Source organism: Actinoallomurus sp. CA-142502 (genome assembly GCF_050936355.1).
In the GTDB taxonomy this organism is placed as follows: domain Bacteria; phylum Actinomycetota; class Actinomycetes; order Streptosporangiales; family Streptosporangiaceae; genus Actinoallomurus; species Actinoallomurus iriomotensis.
The window spans coordinates 7,520,782-7,537,985 of the sequence record NZ_JBNJMY010000001.1 but is presented as its reverse complement, the minus strand read 5'-3'; the positions used below and the strand labels follow the sequence as shown (position 1 = coordinate 7,537,985).

Below are 17,204 nucleotides of genomic sequence, written 5' to 3'. Positions count from 1 at the left end.
GGTCCGGCGGGCCGCAGTCTGGCCGGCATGGCGACAGAGACTCCTCAAGGCTCCGCGCGGCTCGGGCCGCGCGGCCGGGTCGTGCTCCTCACCCTGTGCGGCGCGACGTTCATGACCGGGCTGGACTACTCGATCATCACGGTGGCGCTGCCGGAGATCGGGCGGGACCTGGGCTTCGCCGGCGCGTCGGCGCTCCAGTGGGTGGCCACCGCGTGCCTGCTGCCGACGGCCGCGCTGATGCCGCTGTTCGGGCGGGTGTCGGACCTGGTCGGCAGGCGCCGGCTGTTCATCGCCGGGGTGGCGACCTTCACCGTGTTCTCGCTGCTGGCCGGGCTGGCGCCGAGCCCGGGCCTGCTCGTGGCGGCGCGCGCCGGGCAGGGTGTCGCGGCGGCCATGATCGGCCCGACCGCGCTCGCGCTGATGACCGCCGCGTTCCCCGAGGGGCCGCGGCGCACCAGGGCGCTGGGCGTCAACGGCGCCCTGCTGTCGCTGGGGTTCGTCATCGGCACGATCGGCGGCGGGATGATCACCAGCGGGCTGAACTGGCGGTGGACGATGCTCCTCCTGTCCGGCATCGGCTCGCTGGTCCTGCTCGGCGCGATCACGGTGGTCCGCGAGTCGGCGGGACGGAGCCGTGCCGGGCTGGACGTCCCCGGCGCCCTCCTGGCGAGCGGTGGGCTGTTCGCCCTGGTGTACGGCATCTCCACCGGCGACCGGGCAGGCTGGGGGAGCGCGCCGACCCTCGCGACGCTGGCGGCCGCCGTGCTCCTCCTCGGCGCCTTCCTGGTCGTCGAGGGACGGCAGGCGGCCCCGCTCGTTCCGCCGCGCCTCCTGCGCCGCGGGACCGTGAAATGGGGCATGACCATGGCGCTGGTCACCTTCGGCATGTGCGGCGGGGCGACCCTGCTGCTCAGCATCCACATGCAGGACGTCTTGGGCTACTCGCCGTTGCGGACCGGGTTCGGCTTCCTCGGTGAGGGCGTCGCGGCCCTGCTCGCGGGGTCCCTCGCGGCCCGGCTGATCGGCGCTCGAGGCACCGTGACGGTCATCGTGGTCGGCCTGACCGTGCAGGCGGCGGGCACCGCCGCGATGGTGTTCCTGCCCGCCGAGGGCGGCCTGGTGCTCCTGCTGGCCACCTCGGCCGCGATGGGGTTCGGGCACGTCCTGACCGTGGTGGCCGCCATCACGACGATCACCTCCGGTCTGGACCAGGCCGACCAGGGCGTCGCCGGCAGCCTGGCCCAGATGCCCACCTACGTCGGCGCCGTCGGCGTGGCCGGGCTCACCGCCGTCGCCGCCGCCCGTACCGAGGCGCTCGCTCCGGCCGCGTCGGCCACCCTGGGCGGGCTGCACGCCGCGTTCCTGACGGCCGGTGCGGTCGCGGTGCTCGGCGCCGTCGCCGGCGGTGTCCTGCTCCGCCGGACGAACGCCGGCCGGGTCGGGCGCTCTACCGATCGGCCGGCCGAGCGAGTCCCGGCCGCGTGACCGACTCGGTGAGCCGCCGCAGCCGTTCCCGCGACGGCGAACCCGCCTCGGCCTGGAACACGGTCACCCCCTGCCCCTCGTCGTCGGGCGTCCGCAGGAGCTCGGCGGTGAGGGTCATGACACCGACGCCGGGATGCCGGTAGTCACGCGAGATGGACGCGCAGTTGCTCACCGGGTGCTCGGTCCACAGGGCGTGGAACTGCGGGCTGAGCGCCAGCAGTTCCTCGACCAGAGCGGTCAGCCCCTCATCCCCGGGAAACCTGCTCAGCGACCCCTCCAGGTAGGCGATGTCGTCGCGGGCCTTCTGCTCCCAGTCGGCGTACAGCCCGCGTGAGAAGTCCAGTTCGAGGAAGTCGAGGCGGACGAAGTTCGGCTTCTCCTCAGCGTCGAAGGCCCAGTGCGGAGCCAGCAGGGCGTGCGCCGGACGGTTCCACGCGAGGATGTCGCCCCGCCGGCCCACCGCGATGGCGGGCACCTCGGTGAACGATTCCACCATCAGCCTGATGCCGGCCCGCAGCCGTTCGGGACGCGCCTTCCGCCTGGCCCGCGCGACCCGGGCCAGGCGGTGCAGATGCGCCACCTCGTCGTCGTCCAGCCGCAGCACGCGGGCGACGGCGTCGAGGACCTCATCGGAGACGTTCGGGCTCTGCCCCTGCTCCAGGCGCGTGTAATAGCCGACGCTGACCCCGGCCAGCGGCGCCAGCTCCTCCCGGCGCAGCCCGGCCACCCGGCGATGCCTGATCCCGGAGCTCAGCCCGACGTCCTCGGGCCGCACCCGGGCCCGCCGCGACCGAAGGAACTCACCAAGCACAGAACCGGGATACATGACACGAAAGCCTGCCAGATCGCGATCCAGCTCCACCACGCCGAGAACCTCACCGCCCTCCCGCACCCTGACACAGCGGCGGTTTCCCACGTCGGCGTACCAGACGGCGCCCTCGGCGTCGACGCAGATCCCGTCGGGATCGTCGGCTCCGGCCTCCGCCCACACTCGCCGGTCGCCCAGGGAACCGTCCGGACCGATGTCGAAGGCGGTGAGCCGGTTGCCGTAGCCGATGTTGTTGGCGTAGGCGTTGCCGCGCGCGTCGACCACGATGTCGTTCCACGGCTTGTCGGAGAAGGAGACTCCTCCCGTGATCAGAACTCATCGGCCGGCCCGGCGTCACCAGGAGGCCGGCAGCGGGTAGTCGACGGTGAAGTCCGGCGATCGCCTGAGCTGCTCGCGGAGGTCGCCGGTGGCGGGATGGTCCGGTCCCAGATGGTGGATCATGTCCGTGAGCAGCCCGGCGAAGAGCGACTCGGCCCGGCCGGGGTCACCGGTCCGGGCGATCCACAGCGCGACCTGGTAGCGGGCGTACAGGGTGATCTCGTGGTCGTCGCCGAGGACCCACGTTCCCTCCCGTACGAGGTGCTCGGCCTCGGTCAGGGCCTCGGCGGGGCGGCCGGCCACGCCCGTCTCGCCGGCGAGCTGCAGCCGTCCGGCCAGGGTCTGCGGATGCTCCGACCCGTAGATCACCTTCCGTCCGGCGACCACGCTCTCGAGCAGCCGGATGCCGGCCTCGGCGTCGCCGCTGCGGATGGTCGCGCCGGCGAGGTTCCACCGGACGTCGTTGGTCAGAGGGTCGTACTCGCCGAGCAGGCCGGTGACGTCGGAGTCCAGTTCGCGCCAGAGCCGGAGGCGCCGATCGGCGTCACCGTCGTGGCCGGCCCACACGGCCTGCTCGAACCGGCCGTTCAGCGTGGTGGTGTGCGCGGGGCCGAGACGCCGGACGGCCTGGTCGAGGATGCGGGAGGCGATCGCGAACGCCTCCGCGCCGTCGCCGGTGTGGCCGGTCCAGCGGGCGACGCTCAGGCCGGCCTCCAGGCTCGCCTCGTGGTCGTCTCCGTAGGCCCGGCGGGCCTCGTGCCAGATCTCCCGTGCCGTGCCCAGGGCCTCCTCGGCGTCGCCGGAGGCTCCGGTCCACCACGACAGGGCGCTCTTGAGTTCCAGGAGTTCGGCCGGATCGACGTCGTCCGGAGCGACGGCGATCGTCGCACGGAGGAGGTCGGCGGCCTGCCGCGTCTCCCGGCGGACGCCGGTGCGCGCCACGACGTAGGCCAGCGCCACGGCCGCGACGAGGACCCCGCCGTCGAGCGCCGTGCGGAAGGCCTGGTACGCGATGTCCTCACGTTGGCGCAGGCCGGCCTCCCAGCCGATGTCGAGGCTCGTCGCCGCGTCGGCCTCGTCGAGCAGGAGCGTCCACACGGTGTCCGGCAGGGGGTCGGCTCCCGCCTCCGCGGCATCGACCAGGTAGTCGAACACACGGTGGGAGCGGGGGTCCGCCTCGTCGGGGACGAGCAGGCTGCTCACCGCGTACACCGGGGTGGTCGCCCAGGTCAGGGCCGCCTCCCACGGCTCCGGGCGAAGGAGGGCTCCGCCGCGTGCGGCGAGGTGGTGCTCGTGCAGGCGTTCGAGCAACGCCTCGGGGAGTGGACCGTGCCAGCCCGCCCGCCGGGCGTCGATCGCCGCCGCGACCAGGGCCGCACCACGCGTGTGCCCGCCCTCGGGGTCCCAGGCGTTCGTGGCCCGGGCCAGCAGCCGGGGACCGGCGGCGAGGTGTTCCGCGATGCCGAACCGGTCCGCCTGCGCGAGTGCCACGACGATCCGCGGGTCGGCCGACGAGCGTGCCCGCTCGATCTCCGCGGGGCTCCACCGGCGGTCGATCCGGATCTCCTCGGCCAGGTCGAACACGCCCCGATCGGGACGCCGGTCCTCGGGGCCGGTCGCGTCGTCGGGCCCCGCGTACCGCTCCCGTGCCTTCGTACGGATCGTCGCGACGACGACGGCCTCGGGATTGTCCACCCCGATCTGCCGCAGGACGTGCGAGGTCAGCCCACCGGCGCCGAGGTAGCGTTCGAGGTCGTCGAGCCAGACGACGCACGGCCCGAGGCCGGCGGCCGCCCGCCGCGCCGCGAGGATCGACGTGTGGTCGTCCGGGTCGGGCAGGAGGAACCGGTGCTCGGGCAGTCGCGCCCGTACCGCCTCCAGAGCCAGCCGCGACTTGCCCGCCGTCGACTCGCCGACGATGACCACGAAGGGATGCGTGCCCAGCGCCGCCTCCACCTCCGCGCTCCGGTCCCGTGGAACGAAGGCGGGCAGGGCCGGTCCGTGGGGCGTGGCGGCGGCCCGGTGCACGCCGAGGGCGACCAGGTCGGTGACGTCCTTCACCCGGGGCGGCCGGCCGTGTCGGTCGCGCAGCAGCTTGTCGCGCGCGTCGAGGACCCGGCGGTGCCCCTCGTCCAGCGCCTCGGTCCCTCGTCGCGACATCACGCCGGTGACCGCCGTGACGGCCGCGACCACGGCCACGCCGATCGTGGTCGGCAGCGATCGGGTCAGCCCGGCGACCGCGGCCCCGCCGGCCGTCGCGACGACGAGCAACCACCAAGCGCGTAACCGGCTCCACCGCCGCATGCGCACATCAGAGCACCACCGTGCCGCCCACGTCCAGCGATCCGCCGATGTCAGGGACCGAGGTCGAGCACGACCGCGGGCGAGCCGACCACGGCCTCGCCCCACTCGCCCTCAACCCGCCAGCCGGACGAATCGCCGGCGAGGGGAGCGAAAACGTCGATGTTGCCCCGATCGGGTTCCCCGTCCGGGTCGCGGTTCGGCGGACGCTCGGAGCCCCGGAACAGGACCGGCCGCCCGCTCACCGTCAACCGGCCGCGGCGGTAGCAGTACATCTCGCCCGGCCGCGGCGGCCGGTAGCGAGGGTGCCGCTCCGTCAGGACCGCCTCGAGGTCGAAGACCAGCGCCCCGTCCCGTACGCCGACCTCCAGCACCCAGGAGTCCTCGAGGTAGATCTCGGCCAGGTCCGCGAACGCCTGGTCGTACGTCGGTGGCATGTCTCAGGCCTGCTCCATCGCCTCGCCGACCTCCTGGCCGTCGCGCCAGTGTCGTTGGTCGGCCAGCATGTGGCCGACGCCGACGATCACCGCGACCGGCCACTCCACCACCTCGAAGGCGGCGAGCACCCCGAGCCCGGCGTAGAAGATCAGCCGGTCGCGCGGGGGCAGCGTCACCGCGCCCAGGACGGGCACCTCCACGACCGTGCCCTTACGCGTCTTCCTGACCGCCGGCTCCGCCATGGCTCCTCACCTCCAGCTCAGCGTCGCCACCCTCACTCCCTACCCCCTCAGGCGGACAGCTCGCGCTCCAACGGGGTACGGAACCGCGGGATCACCCGTACCGGGCCGATCCACTCGCTCAGGCGGGCCGCCTCGGCCTTCACGGCGGTCTCGGCCTCCGCGCCGACGTCCTCCAGCAGCCGGTACACCACCGAGCCGTCGGCGCGCTGGGACCAGCCGCCCACGATCCGGCCGTCGCACCAGACCGTCGGGCCCGCGTTGCCCGACCGGTCGAACAGGGCCGGGCCGTGCTCGCCCAGGTACCAGTCCCGGCCGGTCCAGCCCATCACGGTCGGGTCCAGGCCCGGCAGCAGCGCCACCCACGGCTCCGGCGGCGCCACCGGCTCCGCGTCACCGGCGAGGACCAGGCCGGGCGTGCCGTCCAGGTCGACCTCCTCGGTCTCCACCTGTGCCAGGGCCTGCCTGACCTGGGTCATGGTCAGGCCGGTCCACCACTTGAGGTCGGCGGCGGTGCCCGGCCCGTACGCGGCGAGCCAGCGGCGGACCAGTTCCGCTCGTGCGGTCTCGGCGGGCACCTGCGGGATCCCGTCCGGCAGCCACGACTCGATCGGCGACCACTGGAACTGGTTGCTGATCCACGTACCGCGCGGGCGGCCACGGACGATCCGGCCCTCGACGGCCAGGCCGAGCAGCACCCGGCTCGCGATCGCCGGACTGGCCTCGTTCCGGCTGCCGCGGCCCAGCACGATCCGTTCCTTCAGGCGCGGCACGTCGGCGGACAGTTCGGCCCCGTACGCCGCGCCGCGCGCCCGCAACGCGGCGAGCGTCTCCTCCTCGACCTCCCGCAGCCACGCGTCGTCTCCGAGCCCGGCCTCCTGGAGGAACTTCAGCGTACGGCGGCGTTCGAGGCGCGCGACGTCGTCGGCGCAGGCCGCCTTCACGCTCGGCACCAGCTCGGCCGGGACGGCGAAGACGGTCCGCCGCATGCAGAGCATCCGCACCAGGCGGCGCTCCTCGTACAGCTCCCGCTCGATGTCGGCGACGCCGGGGGAGCGCATGCGGGCCGCCGCCGCGAGGTACACCGCCGCCGGATCGGTGCCGTGCAGCGCCACCAGCGCGCGGGCCGCCTCCACGGCACTCCCGAACGGCGCCGCCAGGCCGTGCCGTGCACCGATCCGCGCCCGCCGCTCCGCCACCGTCATCCGCCTGATCGTCATCCGCTGATTATCGCCGGAGCGGGGTACCACGCTCACAGGGGCGTGGATGGCCGATCGGGGGAGACGTGCACGTGTTCGCGGCGGCGACACCGGCCGACCTGACGGCCGCCCGGGCGCAGATGGCGCTGTCCCTGGGCTGGCACATCATCCTCGCCTGCTTCGGCGTGGGCATGCCCGCGCTCACCGTCTTCGCCGAGTGGCGCGGCCTGCGGACCGGCAACGAGGACTACGTACGGCTGGCGCGCCAGTGGGCCCGGGCGATGGGCGTGCTGTTCGCCGTCGGCGCGGTCTCCGGCACGATCCTCTCGTTCGAGATGGGGCTGCTCTGGCCCGGCCTGATGGCGACGTACGGCCAGGTCATCGGCCTGCCGTTCGCGCTGGAGGGGTTCGCGTTCTTCATCGAGGCGATCTTCCTGGGCATCTACCTGTACGCCTGGGACCGGCTGTCGCCGCACCGGCACGTGCTGACCGGCCTGCCGGTCTGCGTCGCCGGGGTCGCCTCCGCCTTCTTCGTCGTCGCCGCGAACGCCTGGATGAACCAGCCGCGCGGCTTCGACCTGGTGAACGGCGCCGTCACGCGGGTACGGCCGTGGCGGGCGCTGTTCAACCCGGCCATGCCCTGGCAGGTCGTGCACATGGTCCTGGCCGCCTTCATGGTCACCGGGTTCGGCATCGCGAGCGTGTACGCCGCCGGGATGCTGCGGGGCCGCCGTGACCGGTACCACCGGATCGGCCTCCTGCTCCCATTCATCGTCGCGGCGGTCGTGACGCCGGTCCAGATCGTCGTCGGCGACACCCTGGCGCGGCTCCTGGCGACCCGCCAGCCCGCCAAGCTCGCCGCGATCGAGGGACTGAACCACACCGGCTCCCACCGGCCCATCTCGGTCGGCGGCCTGTACCTGGGCGGGCGGATCCGGTACGCCCTGCGCATCCCCGACGGCCTGTCGCTCCTCGTCGGCTACCGGCCCGGCGCGGTGGTGCAGGGCCTGGACAGAGTGCCGCCCGCCGACCGGCCTCCGATCAACCCGGTGCACCTGAGCTTCCAGGCGATGGTGGCGATCGGGTTCGGGTTGCTGGCCCTGTCCGCCTGGCTCGCCCTGTCCTGGTGGCGGCGGCGTGACCTGCCGCGGTCGCGGTGGTTCCTCTGGTTCTGCGCGGTCGCCGGGGTCGCCTCCGTGGTCGCGCTGGAGGCCGGCTGGGTCACCACCGAGGTCGGCCGGCAGCCGTGGATCGTGTGGCACCACCAGCGCACGGCCGACGCGGTCAACCCGGCGCCCGGCCTGTGGGCAGGCCTCGTCGCGGTGCTGGTCGTCTACACCGTGCTCACCGTGGCGATCGCGTACGTCCTGAACCGGCTCCGGAGCCGCCCGGTCGGCGCGCCACAGGAAGGCTGGGCCGAGGAGTACGAACCATGACCTCTGCACAGTGGTTGCTGGTGCTGACCTGGGTCGGGGTGACCCTGTACGCCCTGCTGGGCGGGGCCGACTTCGGCGGCGGCTTCTGGGACATGCTGGCGGGAGGGGCCCGGCGCGGGTTCGCGCAGCGACGGCTCATCGAGCACTCGATCGGACCGGTCTGGGAGGCGAACCACGTCTGGCTCATCTTCGTCCTCGTCATGTTCTGGACGTGCTTCCCACAGGTGTTCGCCTCCGTGGCCTCGACCCTGTACATCCCGCTGACCCTCATCGCGTTCGGCATCATCGCCCGCGGCGCGGCGTTCGCGTTCCGCAAGGCCAGCACCGAGCTGTGGCAGCTGCGACTGTTCGGCGGAGCGTTCGCGCTGTCGTCGATCCTCACGCCGTTCTTCCTGGGCACGGTCGCGGGCGGTGTCGCGTCCGGGCGCGTGCCCCCGGGCCTGGCCCGGGGCGACCTGCTGACGAGCTGGTGGAACCCCACGTCGGTGCTGGCGGGCCTGGTCGCCGTCGGCAGCACGGCGTACCTGGCGGCCGTCTACCTCACCGGCGACGCCCGCCGCGGCGGTGACACCGGGCTGGCGGAGGCGTTCCGGCACCGCGCCCTGGTCACCGCCGTGGTGACCGGCGCGATCGTCCTGGGCGGCATCGTCGTCCTTCGCGACGACGCTCCACGGCTGTACGCCGGGCTGACGGGGCGCGCGCTGCCCCTCGTCGCCGTGTCGGGGTTCGCGGGGATCGTGTCACTGGTCCTGCTCCTGCTGCGTCACTACACGACGGCCCGGCTGGCGGCCGGACTCGCCGTCGCGGCGGTGCTCTGGGGGTGGGCGGCCGCGCAGTACCCGCTGCTGCTCCCACCGGACGTCACCGTCACCCGCGCCGCCGCCGACCCGCCGGTCCTGCACGCGACCCTGGCCTCGGTCGTCGTGGGAATGGTCCTGCTGGTGCCGTCCCTGCTGTGGCTGTTCGCGCTCTTCCAGCGAACACCGAAACGGTGATGAGCTCCTCGCTCATATTGCCGATTCCGCAAATTCTCGTGCGATTCACGGAGGTTCCGGTGAGGGTGGTCGCCATCTTCGCCTGCCCCGATCCGAGAGGACGACCATGCCACCAACGCGCCGCTCCGCCGAGCAACGTCGCGACGCCGGCCCCCCGAAGACCGGGCCCGGGGAGAAGGACGTGCTGGTGGGCTTCCTCGACTACCTGCGCGCCGCAGTGATCGCCAAGACGCACGGCGTCCCGGAACCGCAGATCCGCACGCCCGGCGTCACGTCGGGAACGAACCTGCTCGGCCTGGTCAAGCACCTCACCCACGTCGAACGCCACTGGTTGCTCGGCCATTCGATCACCGACTGGCAAGCCACATTCCATCCGGAACCGGACGAGAGCGCCGACGACCTTCTCCTCGCCTACCGGGAGACCACGGCCCGCGCGAACGAGGTGATCGCCGCCTGCCCCGACCTCGCCGCGGCCGGACCGCGCCCGGGCGGGCGGTCCGGCCCGGCGCCGTCCCTGCGCTGGACCCTCACCCACCTGATCGAGGAGACCGGGCGCCACGCCGGGCACGCCGACATCCTGCGCGAACTCATCGACGGCGCCACCGGACGCTGACCCGGCAGCCCGAACCCCTCGAGCGAAGGCGCCGGCGCGTGCGGGCGCATATCCTTCGGCGCATGACCGCCGAGGAGTTGCCGGGCGTGGGCCCGCACCCGCGTCCGTGGCCGGACGACCCGCGCCTCGATCCGGTGCTGCTGACCGAGGGGGACCGGCGCAACGTCGTCGATCAGTACCGGTACTGGAGCAACGCGGCGATCGTCGCCGACCTCGACACGCGCCGGCACCCGTTCCACGTCGCGATCGAGAACTGGCAGCACGACTTCAACATCGGCGCGGTCGTTCGCAACGCCAACGCGTTTCTCGCCGCCGAGGTGCACATCGTGGGCCGCCGCCGCTGGAACCGCCGCGGCGCCATGGTCACCGACCGCTACCAGCACGTCCGCCACCACCCGGAGACCGGCGACCTGGTCAAGTGGTGCCGCGACCGCGACCTGCCGATCATCGGCATCGACAACCTGCCCGGGTCCCGCCCGATCCAGGCCGCCGAACTCCCGCGCGCCTGCCTGATGCTGTTCGGCCAGGAGGGGCCGGGCCTCTCGGAGGAGGCGCGGGCCGCCGCCGACATCGTGCTGCACATCCCGCAGTACGGCTCCACCCGCTCGATCAACGCGGGCGTGGCCAGCGGCGTCGCCATGTACGAGTGGATCCGCCGGCACGCCGAAGCCTGACGGCCCCGTCCCGTACGGGACGCCTCTATGAGCCGTGCCGGGGCAGCCGGCGCAGTCCGTTCTCCAGCAGCGCGAACGCGTGTTCGGCGTCGTCCACCGCGCCCGCGTACCGCTCGTCGGCGGTCTCGCCGGATGCCAGCCGTGTGGCGTTGTCCAGGGCCAGCGTCCAGTGGACCGCGACGATCTGGGCGGCCGCCAGCCGGGCGGTGAGGTCCGGGGCGTCGGCCGTCTCGCGCAACGCCTCGGCGAGCGTGCGCTCTCCCGTACTCCTGAAGCGCTCCAACCGGACGATCAGGGCCGGCGTCTCGAGGATCATCCGGAAGAGCGCGCGGATGTCCGGGCGGTCGTTGAGGCCGCTGAACGGGTCCCGCCGGCGCAATCCGTCGAGGAAGTGCTCGCGCAGGGCGGCCAGCGGCGTCATGCGCTCCGGCCGGGCGCGTACGACTCGTGCGCTCTCCGTCTCGTGGTCGGCGAAGCGGTGCACGACGAGGTCTTCCTTGGCCGGGAAGTACGCGAACAGCGTGCGTTTGGACACCTCGGCCGCCTCGGCGACCTGGGCCACCGAGACCTGGTCGAAGCCGCGTTCGAGGAACAGGGCGATCGCCGCTTCGGAGATCGCCGCATGGGTCCGCCGCTTCTTGCGCTCCCGCAGTCCGGGCTGCTCGGTCACGGCGTCCACGGTAGCAGTGAGCCGCACTCGGGCGATTTCTGCACCTGGTATACATTTACACCAGGTCTACCGAGGAGGGATCACGTTGACGGACGTCGAGACGGAGGTCGTCATCGCGGGAGCCGGTCCGACCGGCCTCACGCTGGCGTACGAGCTGGCGCTGGCCGGGGTGGAGACCCTGGTGCTGGAGAAGCTGCCGCGGCGCGTCGAACAGGTGAAGGGCGGCGCGATCCAGCCCCGTACCGCCGAACTGCTGGAGATGCGCGGGCTGCTGAAGCCGTTGCTCCGCCGCGCGATGCCGCGCGACCCGGTCGGGGGTCACTTCGCGATGCTGCCGGTGCCGCTGGACTGCACGCCGTGGCAGACCCGGCACCCGTACCCGATCACGATTCCCCAGTGGGAGATCGAGGAGGTGCTGGAGGAGCGGGCGGCCGCCCGCGGCGCGCGGATCCGGCGCGGCGCCGCGGTCGACGGGGTGGAGAACGGCGACGGCGTGACCGTGTCGGCGGACGGGCTGCGCGTACGGGCGCGGCACCTCGTCGCCTGCGACGGCGGCCGGAGCACGGTCCGCAAACTCCTCGGGCTGCCGTTCCCCGGCCGGCCCGGGACCTACCTCGCCGTGCTGGCCGACGTCCGGCTGTCCGCCACGTCGTCGCTGGTGCCACGGCGGGTGGGGCACATCAGCGGCCTGACGCGACAGGCGAACGGCTACTGGGCGATGCTCGTGCCGGTCGGCGGCGACCGGTACCGGCTCACGTTCGGCCGGGAGGACGAGACGGAGGCCACCCGGGACACCCCGGTCACCCGCGAGGAGATCGCCGCCGCGCTGCGCGCCGTGTACGGCGAGGAGACCGTGCTGGGCGAGGTGGACAACGCCTCGCGGTTCACCGACGCGACCCGGCAGGTGGAGCACTACCGCGTGGGCGACGTGCTGTTCGCGGGGGACGCCGCGCACATCCACCCGCCGCTCGGCGGGCAGGGCCTGAACACCGGTGTGCAGGACGCCGTCAACCTCGGCTGGAAGCTGGCCGCGACCGTCCAGGGCCGCGCGCCGGAGGGGCTCCTGGACACCTACCACGCCGAGCGGCATCCGGTCGCGGCCGGAGTCCTGCACCACACGTCGGCGCAGCGGGTGCTGGCCGATCCGCGGGCGAGCGGGGACGTGGCCGCGCTGCGCGACATCGTCATCGACCTCCTGCGGCTGCCGGACGCCAACCGGCACCTCGCGGGCCTGATGTCCGGGCTGTCGCTGCGCTACGACCTGGCGGGCGAGCACCCGCTCACCGGGCACCGGATGCCGGACGCCGACCTGCTCGCCGACGCCGGGCCCACCCGGGTGTCCGCGCTGTTCCGCGCCGGGCACGCCGTGCTGCTCGACCTGGCCGGGATCGTCCCGTCCGGCCTCCGGCTTCCGGCCGACGTCGACCTCGTCCGCGCCGGGTCCACCACCGATCTCGGCGCCGCCGCGCTGCTCGTGCGCCCCGACGGGTACGTCTGCTGGGCCGCCGACGACGCCGCCACCCTGCTGCCGGCGGTCGCCCGCCACCTCGCGACTGTACCTACTGGTATGTACGATGAGGGGAATGGACACCAGGGAACGACTGATCGAGAGCGCCCGTGAGCTGCTGTGGGAACGCGGCTACGTGGGCACGAGCCCGAAGGCGATCCAGGAGCGGTCCGGCGCCGGCCAGGGCAGCATGTACCACCACTTCCACGGCAAGCCCGACCTCGCGCTCGCCGCGATCAGCCGCAGCGCCGGGGAGCTCCGGGAGCGGGCGGAGGTCCAGTTCTCCGGTCCCGGCCCTGTGGTCGACCGGATCACCGCCTACCTGCGCCGCGAACGGGACGTGCTGAAGGGCTGTCCGGTCGGCCGCCTCACCCAGGACCCGGACGTGATGAGCGACCCGGACCTGCGCCGGCCGGTCGCGGAGACCTTCGCCTGGCTCACCGACCGGCTGGCCGCGCTGCTGGCGGAGGGCCGCGCGAACGGCGAGCTGGACGCCCGGCTCGACCCGGCGGCCACCGCCGGCGCGCTGGTCGCGGTGCTGCAGGGCGGTTACGTCCTGGCCCGCGCCGCCGGCTCGCCGGAGGCGTTCGCGCAGGCCGTCGACGGCGCCGTCGGCCTGCTCGCTGGGCACGTCCGCCGGGGCGGTGAGTGACATGCCGTTCGTCCGTGTCGACGCGCTGCGAGCCGACGCCGAACGACTCGACGCGCTCGGCCGCGCCGTGCACGACGCCCTGGTCGAGACGATCGGCTTCCCGCCCGACGACCGCTTCCAGGTGCTCACGAGCCACGACGGCACGAGCGGCACGCTGCGTTACGACGACTACCTGGGAGTCCACCGCGACGAGGGCATCGTGTACGTCGCGATCACCATGCGCTCCGGCCGCCCACCCGAGCAGAAGCGCGCGCTGTACCGCCGGATCGCCGAGCTGGCCGAGGAGTACGCCGGCACCGAGCCGCGGAACGTGTTCATCACCGTGACCGAGAACGAATCGACCGACTGGTCCTTCGGCCACGGCGAGGCCCAGTACGCCCCCGGCTCCTGACCCCGCTGTCGTCGAATCGCCCCCGGCTCGACGCCCCAAAGCCCTGGCCGGTACGGACGGGCGCATCGACGAATGGCGGAGACGGAGAAGCCTAAGATCCTGAGGTTATTCTTATCAGTAGTAAACGTGCACCTTGTGGACGCTGTCGTTCCAGCGCGTGCCGCCAAAACTCCACGGCAAGCTCACACCGCCGGTCTCAAACCCGACAAGGGAGGTCAGCGCGACTTTGTCGCAGTGTTGATCTCCTCGGATCGACGACATGTTCGTCGCCCACCAGTCGTTCGGATAGAACGTGTAGCCCGCGGCGTCGCAGGTGCCGTAGTCGCCGTAGATGGCGGCGGACGTTCCTTTATAACCCGCATCCGCGTACCAGGTCATCAGCACGGTCCGCGCGGCAGGGCCCAGGCTTCGCGATCCCTTCCCCGTCGACAACGTCGCGAAGACGTACCGTTGTGTCTCAGGAGGGGACCATAGGTCATGGAGTTGGCCGTGACTCGCCAAATCGCGCGGCAGCCACTCGCCATTCCACGCACCGCCGAACCAAACCCAGATGATGGGCCGCGCCTCCGCCGCGTGACGCACAGGCGGTGACGCACCACCAGGAATCACTCGTCGACGGCCAGGTCGTGCGCACCACGATCGAGGGCATCGGAGAGCCGTGCGAGGTCTGCGTCCCCGAGGCGACCCCCGGCGCCTAACCGCGCGAGTCGAGGCGGTACGCGCGGGCCTGCAGGCCGTACAGCTCGCCGAACACCCCGCCCGCCGCGAGGAGTTCGGCCGGTGGGCCCTGCTCGACCAGCCGGCCGCCGTCCAGGACGTACACCTGGTCGGCGTGGCGGACGCTGGCGAGCCGGTGCGTGATGAGCAGGACCGTACGGCCGTCGGCATGGGCGCGGATGCGTTCGAACAGGGCGTGCTCGGCGCGGGCGTCGAGGGCCGCGGTGGGTTCATCGCAGATGAGCAGGGGCGCGTCGCGGTAGAAGCCGCGCGCGACCGCGATGCGCTGCCACTGACCGCCGGACAGTTCGTGGCCGTCCTTGAACCGGCGGTCCAGCAGCGTGTCGTACCCGTACGGCAGGCCGGCGATCACCTCGTCGGCACCGGAGGCCGCCGCCGCGTCGGCGATGGGATCCTCGTGCGGCTCCCGGCCCATGGCGATGTTGTGCCGCGCGGTCATCGGCCAGTGCGTGTAGTGCTGGGGGATCATCGCGACGTTCTGCCGGAGCCGGTCGAGGTCGACGTCGCGCAGGAGCGTGCCGTCCCAGCGGACCTCGCCCTCGTCCGGGCTGTACAGGCCGGCGAGGATCTTGGCGAGGGTGGTCTTGCCGGAGCCGTTCTCCCCGACCAGCGCCACGACCTCGCCCGCGCGGATCCGTACCGACACGTCCTGCAGTGCGGGCCGGTCCGCGCCCGGGTAGGTGAACCCGACGTGCTCGGCGGTGATCACCTCGAAGCCGTCCGGCACCGGCCGGTCACGGGCCTGCGGGACCCGGCGCTCGGCGTCGGCGCAGAAGTCCAGATAGTCCGAGAAGTACAGGCCGGACTCGTAACACCGGTTCACCGCGAACAGCAGCGCGGCGAGGGAGGTCTGTCCCGTACGGATGGCGAGCACCGCGGTGCCGGCCACGGCGAGGTGCACGGCGCCGACGGCGAGCAGCACGCCGAGCGCGACGTACACCGCCCCGGTCGCGACGCCGCCGGCCGTGTCGCCCAGGATCCGTACGATGGTCTGGCGCCGGGCCAGTTCGACGTGGATGTCGCGTTCGCGGATGGCGAGCCGGTCGTGTTCGCGGGCGAGGAACGGGCGCATGGTGAACGCACGGATCTCCGCCGCCGAGTCGCGGTCGGCCATCAGGTCGGCCAGGATCCACTTGCGCCGGCGCACCGCCGAGAGCACGAAGATCGCCAGGTAGCGCATGCGGGCGGCCCGCGCCGCCGCCCAGCCGTCGGGCACCGCCGTGATCAAGAGCAGGGGCAGCAGCACCGGGTGCAGCACGCCGAGCGCTCCGGCGGCGGCGACCAGGCCGACGATGCCGTTGAGGACGTCGATCGTGGCCTCGACCACGGGCGCCGCCTCCATCAGCCCGCGGTCGCGGGCCCGGTGCATCGCGTCGTGGAACTCGGTGTCGTCGAAGGAGGGCAGCTCGACCCGCGTGGTCAGGTCGAACAGCCGTTTCTCCACGAGGTGGTCGACCCGGGGTTTCAGCCGCGCCTGGGCCCAGCCCGCGCCCGCCTGCAGTGCCGCCCGCAGCGCGGTCGCGACCGCGACCAGGGCCAGGGAGGGCAGCGCCGCGCGTACGCGGTCCGGGGTCGCGCCGCCGGCGAACAGCGCCCGGAGCACCCCGGTCGTCGCGAGCAGGCCGTACGCGGTGAAGACGCCGGCCAGCAGGTGCAGCGTGACGGTGGCGATCGCGTCGGCCGGGCTGGCCCGCCACGCGAGCCGTGCGGCCGCGGCGATCAGCGCGGGCAGGCGGCGGGTCATTCCGCCGAGCCCGGCGGAGGCCAGGGCGGCGAGGTGCGTGTGCCAGGGCGGCAGGTTCATCTCCGCGCCGTGCTCGGCCGCCTCCGGCAGACCGGTGCGCTTCTGGAAGAGCCGCCGCACCGCCCGTTCCACCGGCGGACGCCCCGGGCCGTCCTGGTCCGGGAACTGCCGCGGGCGTCGCGGACGACCGGGCGGCCGGCTGACCGGCCGCCGACGGCGCATCGTCACGTGACGTCGGCCAGGCCAAACGCGTCGATCACCATGGCGGGATTGTTCCCCGCCCGGCATCCGGACATAACGCGATCTTTGGACAACAAGGAGTAATCAGACTTGGCGTCGTTCAGCCGCCGTACGTGGAAAGACCGCTCCAGGTCACGTCCATCATCTGGCGGGCCGCCTCCTCCGGGGTGACGTCCGGGTTGCGCATGCGCCACAGGGCCAGGCGTTCACAGGCGCCGACGATGATCTCCGCGTACGCCTCCAGGTCGCGCCTCGGCCGGTCCGGGGTGAGCCACTCCATCTGCGCGACGATCAGGTCGGTCTGCTGCCGGCGCGTCGCCTCGATCTCGTCGGCCGCGTCGCCGCTCAGTACCGGCTCCTGGAGCAGCACCAGCCACGCGCGGCGGTGCGCCTCGTTGAAGCGGAAGTAGGCGAGGTAGCCGTTGTAGAGCTTGTCCTCGGCGGTGTCGCCCTCGGCCGCCGCGCGCTCGGTGGTCTCGCGCAGCTCGCGCCGCGCCCGTGCGATGGTGGCGAGCAGCAGGCCCTCCTTGGAGCCGAAGTACTCGTACAGCATCGGCTTGGACAGCCCGACGCGTACCGCGATCTCCTCCATGGACACCGCGCCGTACCCCTGGGTGGCGAAGACCTCCTCGGCGACGTCGAGCATCTGCCGCTCGCGCTCGGCTCGCGTCATCCGGCGACGTCTGGTCTCCACATGTGAACTGTATCTCAGAACCTACCGGCGGTAACCTACCG

17 protein-coding genes are annotated in these 17,204 nt (G+C 73.0%); 8 read left to right on the top strand and 9 right to left on the bottom strand.

Going from position 1 to position 17,204, the window contains the following annotated elements; all coding sequences use genetic code 11:
• Positions 1-27: 27 nt before the first annotated feature.
• Entirely contained in the window at positions 28-1,485 is a 1,458-nt protein-coding gene (locus tag ACQEV1_RS35340; RefSeq protein ID WP_433399866.1) for an MFS transporter, read from the top strand.
• Here ACQEV1_RS35340 and ACQEV1_RS35335 read toward each other — a convergent pair.
• The 5 genes from ACQEV1_RS35335 to ACQEV1_RS35315 all read right to left on the bottom strand — a co-directional run bounded on the left by ACQEV1_RS35335 (position 1,448) and on the right by ACQEV1_RS35315 (position 6,830).
• A complete protein-coding gene (locus ACQEV1_RS35335; protein ID WP_433399863.1) occupies positions 1,448-2,578 on the bottom strand; it encodes a helix-turn-helix domain-containing protein in 1,131 nt (376 codons plus the stop codon). The genes ACQEV1_RS35340 and ACQEV1_RS35335 overlap by 38 nt on opposite strands.
• A 69-nt stretch (positions 2,579-2,647) precedes the next feature.
• On the bottom strand, positions 2,648-4,936 hold the full coding sequence (locus ACQEV1_RS35330; protein ID WP_433399859.1) for a hypothetical protein: 2,289 nt from the start codon (positions 4,934-4,936) through the stop codon (positions 2,648-2,650).
• 50 nt (positions 4,937-4,986) lie between these two features.
• Positions 4,987-5,370: a hypothetical protein gene (locus ACQEV1_RS35325; RefSeq protein ID WP_285632889.1), complete on the bottom strand. Its 384-nt coding sequence runs from the start codon at positions 5,368-5,370 to the stop codon at positions 4,987-4,989.
• A 3-nt stretch (positions 5,371-5,373) separates the two neighbouring features.
• Entirely contained in the window at positions 5,374-5,613 is a 240-nt protein-coding gene (locus ACQEV1_RS35320; RefSeq protein ID WP_285632892.1) for a hypothetical protein, read from the bottom strand.
• 47 nt (positions 5,614-5,660) lie between these two features.
• The gene (locus tag ACQEV1_RS35315; RefSeq protein ID WP_433399855.1) at positions 5,661-6,830 is read right to left on the bottom strand and encodes a winged helix DNA-binding domain-containing protein; all 1,170 of its coding nucleotides are present in this window, start codon (positions 6,828-6,830) and stop codon (positions 5,661-5,663) included.
• Positions 6,831-6,895: 65 nt separating this feature from the next.
• Here ACQEV1_RS35315 and ACQEV1_RS35310 point away from each other — a divergent pair, with 65 nt between their 5' ends.
• The 4 genes from ACQEV1_RS35310 (at position 6,896) to ACQEV1_RS35295 (ending at position 10,527) form a co-directional block, all read left to right on the top strand.
• Positions 6,896-8,245, top strand: a complete 1,350-nt coding sequence (locus ACQEV1_RS35310; RefSeq protein WP_433399852.1) for a cytochrome ubiquinol oxidase subunit I — start codon at positions 6,896-6,898, stop codon at positions 8,243-8,245.
• Complete coding sequence (locus ACQEV1_RS35305; protein ID WP_433399849.1) at positions 8,242-9,240, top strand: cytochrome d ubiquinol oxidase subunit II; 999 nt, start codon at positions 8,242-8,244, stop codon at positions 9,238-9,240. Before ACQEV1_RS35310 ends, ACQEV1_RS35305 begins: the two co-directional genes overlap by 4 nt.
• Before the next feature lie 106 nt (positions 9,241-9,346).
• Positions 9,347-9,853: a DinB family protein gene (locus ACQEV1_RS35300; RefSeq protein ID WP_433399846.1), complete on the top strand. Its 507-nt coding sequence runs from the start codon at positions 9,347-9,349 to the stop codon at positions 9,851-9,853.
• Between the two features lie 62 nt (positions 9,854-9,915).
• Positions 9,916-10,527, top strand: coding sequence for a TrmH family RNA methyltransferase (locus ACQEV1_RS35295; RefSeq protein ID WP_285576872.1), 612 nt, complete (start codon positions 9,916-9,918; stop codon positions 10,525-10,527).
• Between the two features lie 25 nt (positions 10,528-10,552).
• On the opposite strand, the gene ACQEV1_RS35290 is transcribed toward ACQEV1_RS35295, so the two are convergent.
• Entirely contained in the window at positions 10,553-11,197 is a 645-nt protein-coding gene (locus ACQEV1_RS35290) for a TetR family transcriptional regulator (protein ID WP_433399842.1), read from the bottom strand.
• Positions 11,198-11,282: 85 nt separating this feature from the next.
• Here ACQEV1_RS35290 and ACQEV1_RS35285 point away from each other — a divergent pair, with 85 nt between their 5' ends.
• The 3 genes from ACQEV1_RS35285 to ACQEV1_RS35275 are packed head-to-tail and all read left to right on the top strand — an operon-like array spanning position 11,283 to position 13,747.
• Complete coding sequence (locus ACQEV1_RS35285; RefSeq protein WP_433399839.1) at positions 11,283-12,818, top strand: FAD-dependent monooxygenase; 1,536 nt, start codon at positions 11,283-11,285, stop codon at positions 12,816-12,818.
• Positions 12,781-13,356 (top strand): TetR/AcrR family transcriptional regulator, encoded by a 576-nt coding sequence (locus ACQEV1_RS35280; RefSeq protein WP_285629639.1) that lies wholly within the window; start codon positions 12,781-12,783, stop codon positions 13,354-13,356. The genes ACQEV1_RS35285 and ACQEV1_RS35280 overlap by 38 nt, the downstream gene beginning before the upstream one ends.
• Before the next feature lies 1 nt (position 13,357).
• Complete coding sequence (locus ACQEV1_RS35275) at positions 13,358-13,747, top strand: tautomerase family protein (RefSeq protein ID WP_433399836.1); 390 nt, start codon at positions 13,358-13,360, stop codon at positions 13,745-13,747.
• A 114-nt stretch (positions 13,748-13,861) separates the two neighbouring features.
• On the opposite strand, the gene ACQEV1_RS35270 is transcribed toward ACQEV1_RS35275, so the two are convergent.
• The 3 genes from ACQEV1_RS35270 to ACQEV1_RS35260 form a co-directional block, all read right to left on the bottom strand.
• Positions 13,862-14,125 (bottom strand): hypothetical protein, encoded by a 264-nt coding sequence (locus ACQEV1_RS35270; RefSeq protein WP_433399833.1) that lies wholly within the window; start codon positions 14,123-14,125, stop codon positions 13,862-13,864.
• Between the two features lie 316 nt (positions 14,126-14,441).
• Positions 14,442-16,361, bottom strand: coding sequence for an ABC transporter ATP-binding protein (locus ACQEV1_RS35265; protein ID WP_349498016.1), 1,920 nt, complete (start codon positions 16,359-16,361; stop codon positions 14,442-14,444).
• A gap of 208 nt (positions 16,362-16,569) precedes the next feature.
• Positions 16,570-17,163, bottom strand: a complete 594-nt coding sequence (locus tag ACQEV1_RS35260; protein WP_285629642.1) for a TetR/AcrR family transcriptional regulator — start codon at positions 17,161-17,163, stop codon at positions 16,570-16,572.
• Positions 17,164-17,204 lie beyond the last annotated feature (41 nt).

Excerpts from the sequence above, each read along its gene's own strand:
- ACQEV1_RS35340 (WP_433399866.1), top strand. The coding sequence starts at position 28 with ATGGCGACAGAGACTCCTCAAGGCTCCGCGCGGCTCGGGCCGCGCGGC.
- ACQEV1_RS35315 (WP_433399855.1), bottom strand. The coding sequence starts at position 6,830 with ATGACGATCAGGCGGATGACGGTGGCGGAGCGGCGGGCGCGGATCGGT.
- ACQEV1_RS35305 (WP_433399849.1), top strand. The coding sequence starts at position 8,242 with ATGACCTCTGCACAGTGGTTGCTGGTGCTGACCTGGGTCGGGGTGACC.
- ACQEV1_RS35300 (WP_433399846.1), top strand. The coding sequence starts at position 9,347 with ATGCCACCAACGCGCCGCTCCGCCGAGCAACGTCGCGACGCCGGCCCC.
- ACQEV1_RS35270 (WP_433399833.1), bottom strand. The coding sequence starts at position 14,125 with ATGACCTGGTACGCGGATGCGGGTTATAAAGGAACGTCCGCCGCCATC.
- ACQEV1_RS35320 (WP_285632892.1), bottom strand. The coding sequence starts at position 5,613 with ATGGCGGAGCCGGCGGTCAGGAAGACGCGTAAGGGCACGGTCGTGGAG.
- ACQEV1_RS35295 (WP_285576872.1), top strand. The coding sequence starts at position 9,916 with ATGACCGCCGAGGAGTTGCCGGGCGTGGGCCCGCACCCGCGTCCGTGG.
- ACQEV1_RS35275 (WP_433399836.1), top strand. The coding sequence starts at position 13,358 with ATGCCGTTCGTCCGTGTCGACGCGCTGCGAGCCGACGCCGAACGACTC.
- ACQEV1_RS35280 (WP_285629639.1), top strand. The coding sequence starts at position 12,781 with ATGGACACCAGGGAACGACTGATCGAGAGCGCCCGTGAGCTGCTGTGG.
- ACQEV1_RS35325 (WP_285632889.1), bottom strand. The coding sequence starts at position 5,370 with ATGCCACCGACGTACGACCAGGCGTTCGCGGACCTGGCCGAGATCTAC.
- ACQEV1_RS35330 (WP_433399859.1), bottom strand. The coding sequence starts at position 4,936 with ATGCGGCGGTGGAGCCGGTTACGCGCTTGGTGGTTGCTCGTCGTCGCG.